Origin of the sequence: Streptomyces fractus (genome assembly GCF_049844455.1) — a bacterium.
Classification (GTDB): Bacteria; Actinomycetota; Actinomycetes; order Streptomycetales; family Streptomycetaceae; genus Streptomyces; species Streptomyces fractus.
Genome location: NZ_JBMYHI010000002.1, coordinates 5686328 through 5703896, shown reverse-complemented (window position 1 = coordinate 5703896; position 17569 = coordinate 5686328). Strand labels below are relative to the sequence as shown.

General features: G+C 67.3%; 8 protein-coding genes. 5 read left to right on the top strand and 3 right to left on the bottom strand.

Features of this window, described 5'->3' with window-relative positions; all coding sequences use genetic code 11:
• The first annotated feature begins 10 nt into the window (after positions 1 to 10).
• Positions 11 to 1282, top strand: coding sequence for a DNA cytosine methyltransferase (locus tag ACP4E5_RS27835; RefSeq protein ID WP_425833285.1), 1272 nt, complete (start codon positions 11 to 13; stop codon positions 1280 to 1282).
• Here ACP4E5_RS27835 and ACP4E5_RS27830 read toward each other — a convergent pair.
• Genes ACP4E5_RS27830 through ACP4E5_RS27820 form a run of 3 tightly spaced genes read right to left on the bottom strand, consistent with a single transcriptional unit; the run spans position 1269 to position 5289 of the window.
• Positions 1269 to 2156 carry a DUF6339 family protein gene (locus ACP4E5_RS27830; protein WP_425833283.1) on the bottom strand — a complete coding sequence of 296 codons (888 nt, stop codon included), beginning with the start codon at positions 2154 to 2156 and terminating at the stop codon, positions 1269 to 1271. The two genes, ACP4E5_RS27835 and ACP4E5_RS27830, sit on opposite strands and share 14 nt — an antisense overlap.
• Positions 2153 to 3145: a hypothetical protein gene (locus ACP4E5_RS27825; RefSeq protein WP_425833281.1), complete on the bottom strand. Its 993-nt coding sequence runs from the start codon at positions 3143 to 3145 to the stop codon at positions 2153 to 2155. The genes ACP4E5_RS27830 and ACP4E5_RS27825 overlap by 4 nt, the downstream gene beginning before the upstream one ends.
• Entirely contained in the window at positions 3145 to 5289 is a 2145-nt protein-coding gene (locus ACP4E5_RS27820; protein WP_425841700.1) for a helix-turn-helix domain-containing protein, read from the bottom strand. The genes ACP4E5_RS27825 and ACP4E5_RS27820 overlap by 1 nt, the downstream gene beginning before the upstream one ends.
• 449 nt (positions 5290 to 5738) lie before the next feature.
• On the opposite strand from ACP4E5_RS27820, the gene ACP4E5_RS27815 reads away from it, so the two are divergent.
• Genes ACP4E5_RS27815 through drmB form a run of 4 tightly spaced genes read left to right on the top strand, consistent with a single transcriptional unit; the run spans position 5739 to position 17513 of the window.
• Positions 5739 to 10493, top strand: coding sequence for a DEAD/DEAH box helicase (locus tag ACP4E5_RS27815; RefSeq protein WP_425833279.1), 4755 nt, complete (start codon positions 5739 to 5741; stop codon positions 10491 to 10493).
• A complete protein-coding gene (locus ACP4E5_RS27810) occupies positions 10490 to 12394 on the top strand; it encodes a UvrD-helicase domain-containing protein (protein ID WP_425833277.1) in 1905 nt (634 codons plus the stop codon). The genes ACP4E5_RS27815 and ACP4E5_RS27810 overlap by 4 nt, the downstream gene beginning before the upstream one ends.
• On the top strand, positions 12394 to 15645 hold the full coding sequence (locus tag ACP4E5_RS27805; RefSeq protein ID WP_425833275.1) for a helicase-related protein: 3252 nt from the start codon (positions 12394 to 12396) through the stop codon (positions 15643 to 15645). Before ACP4E5_RS27810 ends, ACP4E5_RS27805 begins: the two co-directional genes overlap by 1 nt.
• On the top strand, positions 15642 to 17513 hold the full coding sequence (drmB, locus tag ACP4E5_RS27800; RefSeq protein WP_425833273.1) for a DrmB family protein: 1872 nt from the start codon (positions 15642 to 15644) through the stop codon (positions 17511 to 17513). The genes ACP4E5_RS27805 and drmB overlap by 4 nt, the downstream gene beginning before the upstream one ends.
• The last annotated feature ends 56 nt before the right edge of the window (positions 17514 to 17569 follow it).

Genomic DNA, 17569 nt, shown 5'->3' with positions numbered 1-17569 from the left:
GGAATCCACTGTGCCTGAACCACGATTCAAGATCCTCGACCTTTTCGCCGGCCCGGGCGGATTGGACGTAGCGGCACATTATTTGGGCATTCCGAGCCTGGGAATCGAGTGGGACCGAAACGCTTGCCTGACACGCTACCAAGCAGGCCTCAACACCATTCATGGCAATGTATCCGCCGTACGCCGGGAATACTTCTCGGAAATCCCGAAAGACTTCAACGTGCTGGCCGGCGGCCCTCCTTGCCAGTCCTTCTCGGTCGCAGGAAAGGGTAGAGGGCGCGGGCAGATCGAGGACCTAAAGAAACTCATGAACCTCATGAAAGCATTGGTGGACGATCACGAGAATCCCGAGATCGACGAGGAGCTCGGAAAGCTCGACCCCCGCGCTACCCTGGTCCTGGAGCCGCTGCGGTGGCTGCTGAAGCGTAACGCCGAGTACGGCAAACCGTACGACGCAATCATCCTGGAGCAAGTACCGACCGCACTGCCCGTGTGGCAGGAGTACAAAGAAATCCTGGAAAGCCTGACCGGCGAGCTCGAATATGAATGCGCCGAGCCACATGTTCTACGCACGGAACGTTACGGCGTGCCACAGACGCGACAGCGGGCCATCTTCATCGCGCGACGGAAAAAGGCAGAATTCGGAAGTGTTCCCGCCCTACCCAAGGGACCTTTCCGGAGTTTCGACCCGCGAGCCCCGTATGAACGAGCCATTGAGGCCCCCGTGGACGAGCAGACTCTGTTCGACCCGCGTCCCGACCCGAATGAGCCCGACCCCTGGCGTTCCATGCACAAGGCCCTACAGGCGGCGGGCCCGTTCCTGGATCATCCGGACGGGAGAGCCCCCCTCCCGGAGAACTTCGTCGTGGTCTCCAACTATGGATCCGGCGGCGACCCGAAGAACCGGGGAAGGCGGTCGAGTCACTTCCCGGCCTTCACCGTGACCGGGAAGGTGTCCCGAAACGTCATCCTTGTCGGCGGCAAGGACCACCGGCGGTTCAGCATCCCCGAGGCCGGTGCGCTGCAGTCCTTCCCCGGCAACTACCCGTGGTCCGGCAAGGACCAGTCACAACAGGTCGGAAACGCGGTGCCACCGGTCTTCGCCATGCACGTCCTCGGCGCGGCGCTCGGAGTGCCGCTGCCGAAGGACCCGGTCACGGCCGCGCTCAAGTGGGAGCCCGCGAGCGAGAGTCAGGCCGCGAAACTCCGCGAACGTGGTTGCGGCGATCCGCACGAATGCACTGACCGCTGCCCTCCCCAGGACAAGGTCACGGGGAAGTGACCTCCTCATCCTCCGCGTCGTCCGGGTCCTGACCCCGTCCACGGATCGGTGCGTCCTTGAAGAGGTCGGAGAAGAGCTCCGTGAGCGTGTCGATCGAGTCCCTCGGAGCATGTGGTTCCGCAGGGCCGGTCGGAAGGACGAGGTCACCGAGGAGAGCGGCCTCATAACGGATCCAGTCGTCCACAGCCGTCGCATCGCGCTCGACATCAGGCGCAAGGACGTCGTAGGCGAGAGTCATCGCGGCGGCATTCACCACAGAGCACAGCGCGTTGACCTCGCGCCCCGTCGAGACGTCCCCTCGCTCCAGGAATGCGGCGACGGCCTGAGCAACGGGCCTGTGGTCCATGACGTCCATGCGCAACGCCGTGTTCATCATGTCCTGGTTCTTGCAGGCCAGAACCGCAGGCCGGTAGTCATCGCCGTCCCGGAAGAGTTCGGCGGCCCACCACAGGCGGGCGAACGCCTGCTTGTAGTGCGGCCCTTGGAACCTCGCGGCAGGAACTCTCTCCGTGATGCGGTGTCGCCACACCACATAGTCGGGCGCCACGGCCAGCGCAAAGTAGGACCAGAGGTCGGGGTCCGCAGCCTCCGCACGCGTCAGCCGCAGGGTCGCGTGCAGCCGCGGCGCCAGCCAGTGGTCGGCCGCGGTCGGTTTCTCGTTGCGGCACAGATGCATGACGCGGTCGATGAGCGCACGGACCGGTTCGGCCCGGAAACGGTCTTCCTGCGGCAGCGGCCCCGCCAACTCTGAGAGCGCGATCGACGGCGGATTCTCCGCACCGGTGAGCAGCCCCTCGGTGAGCTGTTCCGACGCGGTCTCCACATCGAACAATCCGAGGAACTCCGGGATGTAGGAGGGCTTTTCGGTGATCACGCGGACTCCTCGCGGTCGATCTTCTCCAGCGCCCGCACCGTCTCGCGGACAGCTTTGGCGAGACCTGCGCGTTCCTGAGCAGCCGCCTGAATGCGCGACTGCAGCTCGGCCCACCCATGGTCGCCGGTGCGCCGCCGGTGCACCTCTCTCAGTGCCTCCGCAGGAGTTCGGTCCGGCAGAACGGTCCGGAGCATGTCCCTCAGCGCCTCGCCGCGCCAGTCGGAGGGGAAAAGCGGGGCGCCGTCCTCGTCGTCGAACTCCAGGTCACCGAGGGCCGCGTGGAAGGTGGCCGTCCACATGGCCTCGCCGAGTTGGGCGAGGAGAAGGCCTCCGACGATACCCGCGGGAGTGTCCCCCTGAGCGTCGAGAAGTTCGGCCAGACGCTCTATGTCAGTGTTGAGCCGCACCTCGGGCCGCTTCCCGGCCGCATTGACCGACCAGGGAAGGTCGGCCATGTTCCGCAGCCACATGGGCGATCGCGAGAAGGCCGTCTCGTGGACGGTGAAGGTCTGACTGCGCTCCGGCCGGGCCGCGCGAACGTCGACGATCCAATCCTCGGTGGACTCCGCCAGGATGCGCCCGGGGACGCCGCCCACAGTGCCGACGACCTGAACGGTGAGCGATGCCCGATGAGAGAGGTCGGAACCCAACACGTCCAGATCACCGACCCACTCGGTGGGCTCATCGGTGGGGCGCAGCACAGCGGTTGCACGCAGATTGGTGGCGCCCTCCGTGAGGATCGCCAGCACCTTCACGTTGCTCCACGGCTCACCGACGGCCATCGCCTTGGCGGGGATAGTGGCCGAGACACGGAGTCGGGCCGTGTCCCAGCCCACGGTGTCGGCAGAGCCGAGAGCAGTGGTGCGGTCGGCGCTGACGGCGACATCAAGGTGTTCCCAGTCGCCGTCGGCTCCCTTGACGCTCGCCGCCTGTACGCGCAGGGCGATGGTGCCCTTCAGCGTGGGGTAGGGGCGGATCACTCTCGCCATCAGCGCTGCTCCTCCTTCTCGCCGGTATGGAGATCGACGACCAAGCCGCTACTGCTCGCACGCACGGGATGGGTGGATGGGTCGGTGACCGCCCGGAAGGTGGCACGTCGGGAGCCCGGCAGGAACGTCAACTGCCCTCCCTGTTCGTCCCATTCGCATCCTTCGATGGCCTCGACACTCTCCCAGTCGACGATTGGCGCGCTGCCGGAGCGGACGGCGAACCGCGCGGTCGGGGCGGCGAACACGGCCTCCGGAACAGAGCCCGGCTTGATCTCCCCGTACACCTCCCAGGCACCGGACGCGATCGGCTTCGCTTCCACAGTGTCCAGGACCGGTACGGAGGGTGCGCCACGCCTGGACCTGGGCTTCGGTGCGGGCCTGGTCGGCTTCGTCATGACCTGCTGCAGCCGCTTCCCGCCGGCGGGCCGCTCCGCCCTGGGCACAGCGACGAGTTCCCTGACGGCTGCGTTCGCATCGCGGACGAGCGAGGAGATCCTCCGATGCGCGGAGTGCGAGTAGAGGGCGGCCAACTCCTCGGTTTGACGCCACTTGTTGTGCTCGGGCGGTTCGGCTGCACGCAGGAAGCGCTCGGCCGCCTCGGCGCCGCGCACGTCGATCCCAGCCGCCAGCCCGAGCAGAAGAACAGCCTGAAAGGGACGTACGTTGCCGGGCAGACCGGGCACGTGGGCTTCGCGGACGACCATCCGGTTGCCGCGCATGGCGACCAAGCGGTTGTACCGGTCGTCACCGTCGTCGGCACGGGTGACCAGAAGGACGGCGTCGTGCGGTTCTCCGCTCCTGGCCGTCGCACCCTGGAGCGGCACATTCATCGTGACCCTGGCGAGGGCGACGTCGTCGGCATGCGTGCGCCGGTCGACGGTGGTCCCATTCAGGAACGCGCGCACGGCACGAGTACGCGACGGCTGCTCCCTCTCCGGGTCGACTCGTTCCTCCGGAGCGATCTCGACACCGTCGCGGAGCACTCGAACCGAGGCCTGCAGCATCGGAGCCTGGCCACCACCGCCGATCATCGCCGCCCAGAAGTTGCGTCCCAGCGCCTTCAGGAGCCGGTCGCGCATCGCGAGTACCGAGGCCCCGTCGTCCTCGTCGCCCACCTCGTCGGAGGTCCGCTCGTCGAACGAGGCCATGTCGTACGCGCCGACGATCAGAAAGGAGGTGCCGGGTTCGTCGCGGTCCCGGGTCAGGTGGAGCCGGCCGATTTCCTCGTCCTCGGCCCACCAGGAGCGGGTGACGTCCGCGCCGGGCGTCTCTGGATCAGGGCGGCCGAGCCAGGCCGGACCTGCGAAAGCCTCTCCGTTCACCTGCCTCCACGGCAGATCCAGCCGGCCGACGACCCGACCATCGGTGCGACCCTCGTGGGGCTCGGAAAGCGTCGAGTTGATCAGCACCAGGCCCAGGCGGCTGGTACCCCAGATCGTGGCCTTGCCCAGCCCGTAGGAACCACCGGCAGCGGCTCCCGATTCCTTATGGCTGTCGAGCTGACGACGAACGACGGCGGAGAAGCGACCGTCGTCGTAGTCGTCGCCGGTGAGCCCAGCGGCGTTGTAGTCATCCACGCGCAGCAGCACCAGGCGCTGCCGCTCTCGCATGTCGCGCAACCCTGCGGCCACGACGCGACCGACCTTCTGGTCCTGGTCGGCGACGGCCTCATAGTGCGGCAACAGGTCGTCCCAGTGGGCCGCTTCGAGGAAGCGGTGCATGTGCTCGCCAGTCAGCTCGTGCAGCGTGTAGCGGACCTCGACCGGCCGCCCCGTCTCTCTCAGTCGCTCGTCCAGACTGTTCTGGCAGGTCTCGCGCGCAAGCACCTCGACGTCCGGGTCGAAGGCAAACGCTGCCGCGTTCCCCAACTCTCGACCACCGTCGGCATGCTGGCGACGGTGGTACCAGTCCACCGGCTGACCCGCCTGGGTGTCGGCGGTCCGGGTGTGAACAGTCGCCGTGTCGGTCCCCAGGGCCACAGCAATGCGCCCGATGGTCTCCGTGCGCGGGGCCGCCCGCCCGGTGATCCAGGCCGAGACGGCCGCACGCGTCACCTCGATCCTGTTGGCCAACTCGGTCTGGGTCATGCCGGCGATCTTCAACTGCCGGGCCAGCCAAGGGCCGAAGTCCTCGCCTGTCTCCACGTCCACCTGCTCTCCTCCGGGAACCGGACCACGGTACCGCAGCGTCATTGACAGGAGCTTCACTGTCAAATTTTACTTGACAGCCACGCATCCACTCAGGGTCGACCCACCAATGGGCAGGATGAGCGGTTTGCCCGTTTCATGCAGTTTCGCTTTACCTCGATCAAGACCCAAAGGCCGGGCACAAAGTCCCGACTTTCCGGAATCTTTCATTCTGGGCTTGTGCACACCCGAGCCCCCGGTCTAGCGTCATGGCGCAGCAGCCCCACCTGCCACTGCTCAACACCAGCAGTCATTCATTCGGCGAATTGTATCCAATTCTTGGGGCGTGGGGCGACTTCCGTTCCTTGAAGACGACACAAGCGGCCGCCCGTCGCCCGCGAATTCGGTCCGATTGAATCGACGGCCATAAGGAACCGCTTCCTTCTTTCGAAATGGCAGGTAGCTGCATGTCTCCCGATCCGGTGCCCTCCGTCCTCACTACCGTGGCCGAGCAGTCCGCTCGAGTCCTCAAGACCTACGAGGCCGACCCGGGCCTTGTCCCCGAGCACGCCAACGGGGAACGCCGCATCACAAAGGGCGGCTACGGCGACCGCCAGCTCTTCGAGCTCGTACAGAACGCCTCCGACGAGATCGCCAACGAACCTGGCGGAATCGCGCATGTAGTGCTCACACAGAATCACCTCTATTGCGCGAACGAAGGGACCCCGGTCACCCCGGAGGGCGCGGAAACAATTCTCCGGATGAGCGTGTCAAAAAAACGTGGCGGGCAGATCGGAAGATTCGGCGTCGGAGTGAAATCCGTGCTCGTCGTGACGGACACTCCGCAATTCTTCAGCCGCACCGGCAGTTTCGGGTTCGACCGTGAATGGTCAGCGAAACTGATCCGCGACGTCCCGGGCGTCATGGAGAAACTCGGCGCGGCGTTCGAGACGCCAGTTCTACGCATGGCCCGGCCACTGGACGAGGAGGCCGAGCGCGCAGACGACCCCACGCTCGATCGGCTGATGCGATGGGCCACGACAGTGGTCCGGCTCCCGCTGCTGCCAGGTGCGGCCAAGCGACTCGGATTGGACATGTTCGGCGGCGGCAGGATCGACGGCCGCGAGGAGTTCCCCCTCGGATTCCAGCTCTTCTCCCCGCACGTCTCTCGCGTTCTTCTCGAGGACCGGCGCGTCTCGCCACCCACCACACGCCTCCTACGTGTCGACAGCGACGAGAACCTGCACGTCATCCGCGAGGAGCGGACCGGACGCCACCCCGCGACGACTCGGTGGCGGGTATTCACGCACGCTCACACCCCGTCCACCGCTGCCCGCGATGACGCAGGGGAGTTGCACGACCGGGCCACTCTTGGCCTTGGCTGGGCCGTACCCGAGTACACGAGGGAGAACGAACTCCTCACTGTGCCAACCGGCCGAGGACGTTTCTGGGCGTTCTTCCCGACCAAGTACGAGATGGGCCTGAGCGGCATTCTCAACGCTCCTTGGAAGACCAACGAGGACCGACAGAACCTGCTGGACTCCTCGCCGTTCAACGCCGAGATGATCGAGACTGCGGCCCGCTTGGTCGTCTCCTCTCTGCCGAGCCTCGCCCCTGCCGAGGACCCGGGCGCCTATCTGCCCCTGCTCCCCGGTCGTGACAAGGAGACCGTCAGCTGGGCCGACAAGAGCCTGACCCGCCACGTGTGGCAGGCCACCGTCTCCCTGCCCTCGCTTCCCGATCAGGACGGCGTGCTGCGCCGTCCCGAAGACCTGAACATCACTCCCGACCTGGGCAAGGACACCAAGTCGGTGCGGCGTTGGACCAGTTACTGGAACACCCACCCAGGCCGGCCCACCGACTGGCTCCACCCTTCCGCCGAGGCCACAGTCCTGCGCGCGGGCAAGGTCGAGCACATCCTCGCCGCGGCAGGCAGGAAGCGGGCGGGCGTACGCGACTGGCTCGAAGCGCTCGTCCAGGACGGCACCGCGGCCTCCTCTGCCGCGGCGATCGAGATCGTCGCCGACATGATCGACACTGGAGCGGAGTGCGCGAAAGAGGCACGCACCGCGAAGATCGTGCTCACCGAGGAACACGGCCTCGTCGCACCGGTTGTCGGCCAGGTGTTCCGCCGCGCTTCCAAGGACGGCCTGCGCGAGTCGCTCGTGTACGTGACCCCCGCCCTGTCGGAGGACCCCGCGCTGTCGAGCGCCCTCAACTCTCTCGGCATTCGCGAGGCGGACGTCCGTGGTCGCTTCCTCAGCGTCCTGGAGCAGGGCTTCACCGGATACGACGACGAGAAGTGGCAGCGGTTCTGGGAGCTGTTCCACCATGCGGGCGCCACCGTGGTCGGCCACGAGGTCCAACGTCGGATCGCGGATCCGAGGGACACCCTGCGCGTCCGCTGCGCCGACGGATCCTTCCGGCCTTTGCGCGACGCAATGCTTCCCGGTCCGGTCGTCACCGCGGAGAGCGACCCGACCATCGCTGTCGATGTCCGCTTCCACTCCGATTCCAAGAACTTCCTCAATGGTGTCGGCGTTCGTGAACGGCCTTCCCAGGAGCACCGCCCGGAAGGCGAGGAGTGGTTCGAGGAGTACCGGGCAGCCGCGCACGCCAGCTACTGCGAACAGCTGGCGGACGGCACCGCCCAGCGGCCCACGCTGTCCCGTGTCCGTCTCGACGGCGCGGCGATCGGTGGTCCGCTGCACCTGCTGCCGCACATGTCGGAGCAGGCCCGCGTCCGCTTCCTGAAGACACTGCCCGAAGCCGGCCTCATCAGCTCCTGGACGATGCAGATCGGGGCCCAGACCAACACCCGCAGGGCGGTCCGATCGCCGATCGTCTGGATGCTCCAGCGCCTGGGGCGTGTCGACACGAGCCAGGGAATGCGCGAGCCGGCCGAAGCCGTCGGACCGCAGCTCGACGCGTACCGGTCCGTGCTCCCCGTCGCCGACATCACCGAAGAGAAGGCACGACTGCTCCGCCTCCCGGCCCAACTCGCGGACGTCCCCGCGCGGTTCTGGGACAGCCTGCTCGAGCAACTGGACACTACTGACGACGACAGGCTCGTGGGTTCGACGTACGCCATGCTCGCGAGCATCAACCACGGATTCGACGAGGCATACCTCACCCGTTGCCGCATCGGCCCCGAGTGGGCTCGCCGTTCCGACAGCGAGATCGCAGTCACCGCCTCACCGACCGAGTACAGCGCGCTGCGCGCCGAGGGCGTTCCTGCCCTGCTCACCGCCACCGCCGACGAGGCGGAGACCCTGATCTCACTGTGGGAGATGCGTCGTTACAACGACGTCATCACCCGCGAGACCCGTTACGTCGCCGACGGCGAGCCTCGGCCTGTGGACGAGGTACTACCTGTGCTGCGCCAGTACGGGCACCGGAACACCGTCAAGGGTCTTCAATTGCAGCGAGTCAGCGAATTGGAGGAGATCACCCGCACCCCCCACGGCATACGGGCCACTCCCCTGTCGAACGCCCGCCAGGACGGTCTGATCCTGGTGGGCAGGGACGCGGACGAGTTGGCGACGCTCCGTGCTGTGGACGAACTGCTTGGCCTGCGCCTCGGTAGGGCGGGTTGCGAGCAGTTGTTGGTACGTCAGCGCCACGACGCCGCGTCCAAGGAGGCCGTGGCCCGGCGTGCGGCCATTCGCGAGGAGAAGGACATCGTCCGCAAGCTGCTGTTGCTGGTCGGCGCCGATGTCCTGCGCGAGGGACTCCCGGCCGGACTGCTGGACGGGGAGCGTGCCGAGAGCGACGGTACGGACCCGGACGAGTACCGCATCGCCCAGATGGCGTTCAACGCCCACGGTGACTCCGTACTGCGCGAGTACCGTCGCACGATCCGTCTCGCCCACCCCGATGCTCCGGAGAACTACGGCGGCTCGTCGGCGGCTGTGAAGTTCGTGTCCGACCTCAAGTTCCCCGAGTCCTTCGCCGGTTACCGCACCCCCACGCTGGATCCCCGTATCGAAGTGGCCGGCCCGCGCGACTTCCCGCGCCTGCACGACTACCAAGAACGGTTGGCGGCCAACGTCGTCGACATGCTGGACCAGATCTCGCCGAAGCGAGCAATGCTGTCGCTGCCCACGGGCGCGGGCAAGACCCGCGTCGCGGCCGAGGCAGTAATCCGCTGGGTGAAGAAGGTCGGCGTCCTTCCGGGCCCGATCCTGTGGATCGGGCAGACAGAGGAACTGTGCGAACAGGCCGTGCAGAGCTGGAAGTTCGTGTGGGAGAAGGTGGGCGCCGAGACGCCGCTGGCCATCAGTCGTCTGTGGACGACCAACGAGGCCGGTGATGTCACTGACATGCCGCACCTGGTCGTCGCCACTGATGCCAAGTTGGAAAAGCCCAGCTGTCTTGCCTCCGACTCGTACGCGTGGCTCCGCGAGGCCGCCCTCGTCATCGTCGACGAGGCGCACACGGCCACCGGGCCCCGCTACACCGAAATCCTGAAGCTCCTCGGTCTGCAGGCTCACCGCACCGATCGGCCCTTGCTCGGCCTGACTGCGACGCCGTTCCGCGGCACCAACGAGGAGGAGACCCGCCGCCTCGTCAACCGCTTCGGCGCCGACCGCCTCGACTCGGAGGTCTTCGGCGGAGAGGATCCGCACAAGGAGCTGCAGAAGCTGGGTGTGCTGGCCCGCGTCGAGCACAGGGAGCTCAAGGGCGGCTCCATCACCCTGGACCGTGGGGAGCGTGAGCAGGCCGCGACCATGGGCGCCCTCTCCAAGTCCGCCGAGCACCGGCTCGCCGAGGACCACGACCGCAGCGCCCGCATCGTCGCGGAGATCCGGGACATGCCGACGAACTGGCCGGTCCTGGTTTTCGCGACCTCGGTCGACCACGCAAAGCTGCTCGCGGCCAAGCTGCAGGGTCTCGGTATCGCCGCGGCCTCGGTGGACGCATCGACCACGCCCGGTGACCGACGTCGTCGAGTGAACGACTTCCGCACCGGCCGCCTTCGTGTGCTGACCAACTACGGCGTGCTCACCCAGGGCTTCGACGCCCCGGCCACCCGAGCCGTGGTCGTGGCCCGCCCCGTGTACAGCCCCAACGTGTACATGCAGATGATCGGGCGTGGTCTGCGCGGTCCGCTCAACGGCGGCAAGGAAACCTGCCTGATCCTCAACGTCCGTGACAACATCACCAACTTCGACACGGACCTTGCCTACACCCGGTTCGAGCACCTGTGGAGCGAGCAGTGACCCACTTCTCCGACGGAGGCCCGGCGCTCACCGACGAGCAACGTGCCGTGGTGGAACTCCCCTGGGACTCCCGGGCCCTCGTGACCGCCGGCGCGGGTGCGGGCAAGACCCACACGATGATCGGCCGACTGAACCACCTGGTGGGGCACCCGGATCCCGAGGAGGCCGTGCGGCCGGACGAGCTCCTGGTGCTCAGCTTCTCGAATGCCGCGGTGCGCGAATTGGCGGACCGGCTTCGTGCGCAGGGTGGCGCGGCCCGGAACGTTCGCCCCCGAACCTTCGACTCCTGGGCCCTCGAGCTGCTCTCCGGCGCCTACCCCGAAATCGACTGGTCCACCAGGACCTTCAACGAACGGATCCGTGAGGCCACCAAGGCCATTGAGAAGAGCGCGGTGCGAGGCAGCACGCTCGGTGTGCCCGCACACATCGTCGTCGACGAGGCCCAGGACCTCGTCGGCGATCGGCGGGACATGGTCGAGACTCTGATCGACGTGCACCGCGAGTCCCTCGGTTTCACCGTCGTCGGTGACGACGCCCAGTTCGTGTACGGGTTTCAGATAAAGGATCCCGCCGAGCGCGCCCTCGAAGCGGGGCGGTTCTTCGACTGGGTACGGACGTCGTTCGACGACCACGAGGAGTACCACCTCACCCGCAACTTCCGTGCGGCGAGCGCCGAAGTGCAAGAGGTGCTTCCCTACGGGCTCGAGCTGGGGAGTCTGCCCTTCGGGCCCGATGCGGAGGCCGCTGCCGAGAACGTCTACGAGCGGCTGCGGGACCTGTTGTTGCGGCAGGGCGGCTTCCCCTCCGTCGACGACGAACTCTTCCTGACGTCGCTCCGCACCACCCAGGACCGGGTCGCGATCCTGACCCGCGACAACCGGCAGGCGCTGAGGGTTTCGGAGATCCTGTTCGCGAACGGAGTGGAGCACGCCCGGCGACGGCGCACTCGTGACAGGCCGGTACCGTCCTGGGTCGCCGACCTGCTGACGAGGACCGACGCCGCCACCGTGTCCGAGAACAAGTTCCACACCCTGCTGAAGTCTGTCCGCCTTCCCGAACATTGCGACACCACCGGAATCTGGCGCGCACTCCGCCAGGTCGCCCCGGCCCGTGGCAGTCAGGGCCTGGACTTCGGTCGAGTACGTCAACTGATCCATCAGGACCGCTTTCCCGAAGAACTGGCGGATCCGGTGACCGCTCGCGTCGTGGTGTCCACGGTGCATCGGGCCAAGGGTCTGGAGTTCGACCGCGTCATCGTGCTCACCCCTCCGACCACGGCCGAGTTGCGTGAGATGCACAACGAGGTGGACATGCCCGCCGAGGCACGAGGGCTGTACGTGGCCATGACCAGACCGCGCGCGGAGCTGTACCACGTGCCGTCCCCCTGGGTTGCCAAGCTCCGCAGGATGGCGGTCGGCGAGCGGATCTACCGTGGCGGACTGGGGCAGAAGCAGTGGCAGCGGTCCGGCATCGAACTGCGTGGAGGCGACGTCGATCACACCGTGCCGGCCGCCGCTGCCGACGGCTCGGCCGTCGCCGTACAGGCGTACCTCAGAGACAAGGTGCGACCGGGGGATCTCGTTGAAATCCGGCAGATCCACCAGGTGATGATGGGCGATGGCCAGAGCCCCCCGTACGAGATCTTCCACCGCGACCAGGTGGTCGGCGAGGTGTCCGAGCTCTTCCGGCGGGACCTGTACAGGGTTCTCAAAACCGGGCGGAAGGAACCGAACTGGCCGTCGGCGTTGAGTGGTTGTCGCGTCGACACGGTGGTCACGGCGGCCGGCGCACCGGCCGCGTCGAACAGCGCGGGCCTGGGCCCGCGAGGGGTGTGGCTCGCCCCACGCATCATCGGACTCGGCTATCTCGAACGGCCGGCCTACGAGGGGAGCGCGCAGTGATGAACAGCAACAGGACCCCGGGCCACGCCGCCCATTACGAGGCCAGGCGCGGCCTGGTCGATGCCCTGCGACGCGAGCTGCTGGGACCCACCGAGGCGGACGGCCCCGAGGATCTCACGGAGGTCCTCACCGACGACGCCCCCATCACCCGGTACATCGCGGGCGTGCTGCATCCGCAACGTGCCGACGCCACCGCCTCGCCGGCCCCGGAGCAGACCTTGGAAAACGGTCTGGACGACGCCCCACTGGTTTCGGGCGGCGGCTCGGACGACGCAGGCGCGCCCGAGCCTCCCGCGGCGGGTGAACGCAAGCCGTCCTCGGCCGGGCTGACCTTCGCTGTCGCTCCGGACCTCGCATCGTCGATCACCGTGACCACGCGTGCCGCCATGTACGAACCGGTGGATGAGCAGGGCAACCGGGTCGAGGCGACCCGTGCGACCGCCCGTACCACGGACGAGCAGAGGGAGAACTGGCGAAGGCGCCAACTCGACCTGGCCCAGCTCAGGTTCGACGTCACTCGCTCCGGTCGCCACGAACGTCCACTTGGCGACCGCGGTGCGCTGCTGAACGTCTACATCCGCAGAGCAAGCCCCGCCGACGGAACAGTGACGATCACCGTCACACTCATCAACGGCAACTCTGTCGAGGAGAGTCAACTCTCCGACGAGTACGCCCTGTTCCAGCCCGAACTGCGGGTGAGCGCGGAAGGCGGCGCAAGCGCCTTCGTGGAGCGTCCGGCCTCGGGCGGCTCGCGGGATCCCGAAGCAGCCGCGAGTCGTCTCCTCTACCGGCACGCGCCGGTGTTCGCCGTCGGCCACGGATGCGCGGCCGAGTGGACCTGGCACCCCGCTTCCGTTGGGCTTGTAGAGAAGCGCACGGCCGCCGTGGAAGAGGTCCGCACCCAGTTCCTTCCCGGCCACGAAGTGCTACTCGCCGACTCCAACCAGGAGATCGATCGCATCGCTCCCGCGGCTCTCTCCATGAACGGACTGGCCACCCGCTCGCCCAAGGAGGTCGTTACGGACCTCACCGCACTCGCCGACGGATACGCGGACTGGGTGTCGTCCAAGCGGACCGAGGCGGCAGATCTGGCCGGCGGCCCGCACGACGAGGCTGCCCGCGCGCAGATCGACGCGTGTGCCAAGGCCTTGGCCCGGCTGCGCGCCGGCATTGATGTTCTCGACAGCAAGCCCGACGTCATGCGCGCGTTCCAACTGGCCAATCAGGTCATGACCGATCAGCGTTCACGCAGCGCCTGGATCAAGGACGGCCGGAACGGGGTCCCGGACCGCGAGGCCGCCAAATGGCGACCTTTCCAGATCGCGTTCATCCTCCTGTGCCTGGCTGGAATCGAGGACCCGAAGCATCCGGACCGCGATATCTCGGACCTTCTCTGGTTCCCGACCGGTGGTGGCAAGACCGAGGCCTATCTGGGCCTGATCGCCTTTACCACCTTCCTGCGTCGGCTGCGGCTCGGCGATGACGGTGGGGGCGTCACCGTCATCATGCGGTACACGCTGCGCCTGCTGACCCTCCAGCAGTTCGAGCGCGCCACCATCTTGATCTGCGCCATGGAGAAGCTGCGCCTGAGAATGCCGCAGGAGCTGGGCGGCGAGGAGATCTCGCTGGGCATGTGGGTTGGAAAGTCTGCGACTCCCAACGAATTGCAACGAGCGGGTGAGCGCCTCAAGGACATCGCGGACAAGGGCGAATTGGACACGGAGAACCCGGTCCAGCTCCGGGTCTGCCCCTGGTGTGGCACCGGCCTCGACCACACCGACTACACCGTCGACGAGGGCGCTCGCCGAATGTGGGTGCGCTGCCGCGGCAAGGACTGCGACTTCGCCGACGGCCTGCCGGTGCACCTCGTCGACGAGGCCGTATACGCGGCCCGCCCCACCCTGGTCATCGCAACCGTGGACAAGTTCGCCTCGATGCCGTGGCGCGAGAGGACGGCCGCGCTCTTCAATCGCGACCGGAGCGGCGACGCCACTCCGTCGCCGGAGCTCATCGTCCAGGACGAGCTGCACCTGATCTCCGGCCCGCTCGGCACCCTCACCGGCCTGTACGAAACCGCGGTGGACGCCCTGTGCGACACCCCCAAGGTGATCGCATCGACCGCCACCATCCGTCGCGCCGTTGACCAGGGTCGCAGCCTCTTCGACCGTGATGTGCAGCAGTTTCCGCCGGCGGGTCTCGACGCCCGCGACTCCTGGTTCGCGGTGGAGGCCCGCCGCGAGGACAAGGCAACCCGTGAGTACGTCGGCCTCTTCGCCCCCGGCACCAGCCAGTCCACACTCCTCATCCGCACCTACGCCACCCTGCTCCACCAAGCCATGCGCGCGGACCTGGATCCGGCTGTACGGGACGCGTACTGGACGCTGGTCGGCTACTTCAACAGCCTGCGTCTGCTCTCGGCGGCCATGCTCCAGGTCGAGGACGACGTCAAGGACTACCTGAAGCTGCTCGCCGAACGCGACGGCCTGGAACCGCGCGAGGTCGACATCGTCGCCGAGTTGACCAGCCGGCTCCGGGCCAGCGAGGTCCCCACGGAGCTGAAGAATCTGGAGCGCCGGTTCGGCGACTCGGAGGCCGTCGATGTCCTGCTCGCCACCAACATGATCGCCGTAGGTGTCGACGTCGACCGGCTCGGCCTGATGGCAGTGATGGGGCAGCCGCAGACCACGGCCGAATACATCCAGGCCACCAGCCGCGTGGGCCGTCGTCACCCCGGTCTGGTCACCGTCATGCTCAACTCGGCGCGCTCGCGCGACCGTTCGCACTACGAGAACTTCCAGTACTTCCACTCCGCCCTCTATCGAGAGGTCGAGTCGACGTCCGTAACCCCCTTCTCGGCCCGCTCCCGCGACCGTGGCCTGCACGCGGTAGTGGTCGCTCTCACCCGCATCCTCGTGCCCGAGCTGCGCGACAACCACAAGGCAGGCGAGATCAGGGACCACCTGGCCAAGGTGAACGCACTGGTGCGCCCCGCGCTCCTGGAGCGAGTCGCCCGGGTAGCCGGGCAGGAGGCCGAGGCCACGGAGGCTGCATTCGACGAGTTCATCACGTGGTGGACCGACGCGGCCGACGCGCACGGCCGCCTGCTGTACGACCCTGGCAACGCGATGGGACCCGCCTCCCTCCTGCGCCCCTTCGACGACCGCTCCGTAGAGGCGACTGCCTGGTCGACGTTGTGGAGCATGCGCGACGTGGACGCCGAGACCGCACTCTTCATGGAGGCCACCCGATGACTCCCCCCAGGCAGCGCCGCACCGGCCGCGGCACGTCCGGCGCCCCGCGCCAGGCCCTGTCCCGCAAGGGCGCCGTGCGTCGCGCTCAGGCCGTCACCACGTATGGCGTCGGCTCCTTGGTCGCCTTCGAGCAGGAATCGTTCATTGTCAGCGGCCTCGACGGCGCGGATGCGAGCTGGTCCGACGCAGAGGCGCCCAAGCTCTACGAGCACCGTCTGGCCCGCACCCTCGGCGTGCGCCACTTCCGCCTCCCGCCGGGCTCGAACGACCGGAGCACGGACGGCATGCGGGTGCGCCGCTTCCCGCTGTGGCACAGCTGCCCCGGGTGCGAGAAACTCCAGCCGATCTCCCGGTTCAACCCGCCCGCGAGAAAGGCAAGTTGCCAGGACTGCGCCAAGGACCTTGTGCCATCCCGTTTCGTCATCGCCTGCGAGAACGGGCACTTGGACGACTTTCCCTACTGGAAATGGCTACACCGGGACAACCGGCCGGAGGACACGACGGGCGGCTGCGGCGGCACACTCATGCTGCGCACGACTGGTCGTACTGCATCGCTTCGCTCAATTGTCGTCTCCTGCACCTGTGGAACGGTCGAGGAGGTTTCCATGGAGGGAGCCTTCGGCGGTCAAGCGCTGCGCGACCTGAAGATTCGTTGCGAAGGACGGCGCCCTTGGCTGAAGGACGCTCCGGCGGAGCCGTCCTGCACGGCCGCGCCTCGCACCCTGCAGCGCGGCGCCTCCAGTGTGTGGCAGCCAGTCCTGAAGTCTGCACTCTCCATCCCGCCGTGGAGCGATGGCAGCACAGATCCACTGGCCGACATCTGGGAAGACCTGCGCGAGTGTGAGACCGAACGGGAGATCGCTCGCCTCCTGAACGTGAAGTTCGACCACAACCCACCGCTGAGCGCGGCCCAGGTGGTGGAGCTTCTCATCGCCGAGAAGCAGGACGATCCGGATCCCGATTCGGAAGCGGCCGAACTCCCTGACGCCAAATACCAGGTCCTCCTGCGTCAGGAGTACATGAAGCTGTCCGAAGGAAGCCCCGAACGTGCCGACCGCCGCGAGCAGTTCGTGTGCGAGCCGCCAGAGGACGGCCACGGGCCGGATCTGGACCCGTTCGGTATCGACCGCCCGATGCTGGTCAAGCGACTGCGCGAGGTGCGAGCCCTGAAGGCCTTCACCCGCATCGTCCAAGCCGATGCCGCACCCGACAAGGACGGCGCGCCATTGTCCCTTCACCCTCTGACCTGGCTCCCCGCCATGGAGGTCAGCGGTGAAGGCGTCTTCCTCCGGCTCGACAACGCGCGGCTCGACGCCTGGGCCCGGCTGGACGCAGTACAGCGTCGCGTCGCCCGCATGAGCGGACGCCACGACGACGCTCTGGTCAAGGCGGCCCCCAAGGGCTCTGCTCCGCGCCGCTCTCCGGGCACGCCCCGCATGGTGCTGTTGCACACGCTCGCGCACATATTGATCAACGAGTGGTCACTGGACGCCGGTTACCCGGCGGCCGCCCTGCGAGAACGCCTGTACGCGGACGCCACCATGGCAGGGTTCCTGATCTACACCGCCACCAGCGATTCGGCCGGAAGCCTGGGGGGCCTCGTCGCCCAAGGGGAACCCAAGACCCTGCAGGCAAGCCTCGAGTCGGCACTTCACCGCGCCTGCTGGTGCTCGGCCGACCCTCTGTGCATCGAGTCCGGCCCGTCCGGTACCTACGGCGCCAATCTCGCGGCCTGTCACGCCTGCCTCATGCTTCCGGAAACGAGCTGCGAGACCAACAACATCCTGTTGGACCGCGCTCTTCTGGTCGGTACCCCCGAGAGGCCCCAACTGGGCTTCTTCCACAAGGTGGCCGCGCTCGAGGCCTGAGGTTCGGGCCCTCCCGCGGCGCCACCGAGTTGCTTGTCCCGGAAAGCGCCGCAGCG

Excerpts from the sequence above, each read along its gene's own strand:
- ACP4E5_RS27815 (WP_425833279.1), top strand. The coding sequence starts at position 5,739 with ATGTCTCCCGATCCGGTGCCCTCCGTCCTCACTACCGTGGCCGAGCAG.
- drmB (WP_425833273.1), top strand. The coding sequence starts at position 15,642 with ATGACTCCCCCCAGGCAGCGCCGCACCGGCCGCGGCACGTCCGGCGCC.
- ACP4E5_RS27805 (WP_425833275.1), top strand. The coding sequence starts at position 12,394 with ATGAACAGCAACAGGACCCCGGGCCACGCCGCCCATTACGAGGCCAGG.
- ACP4E5_RS27825 (WP_425833281.1), bottom strand. The coding sequence starts at position 3,145 with ATGGCGAGAGTGATCCGCCCCTACCCCACGCTGAAGGGCACCATCGCC.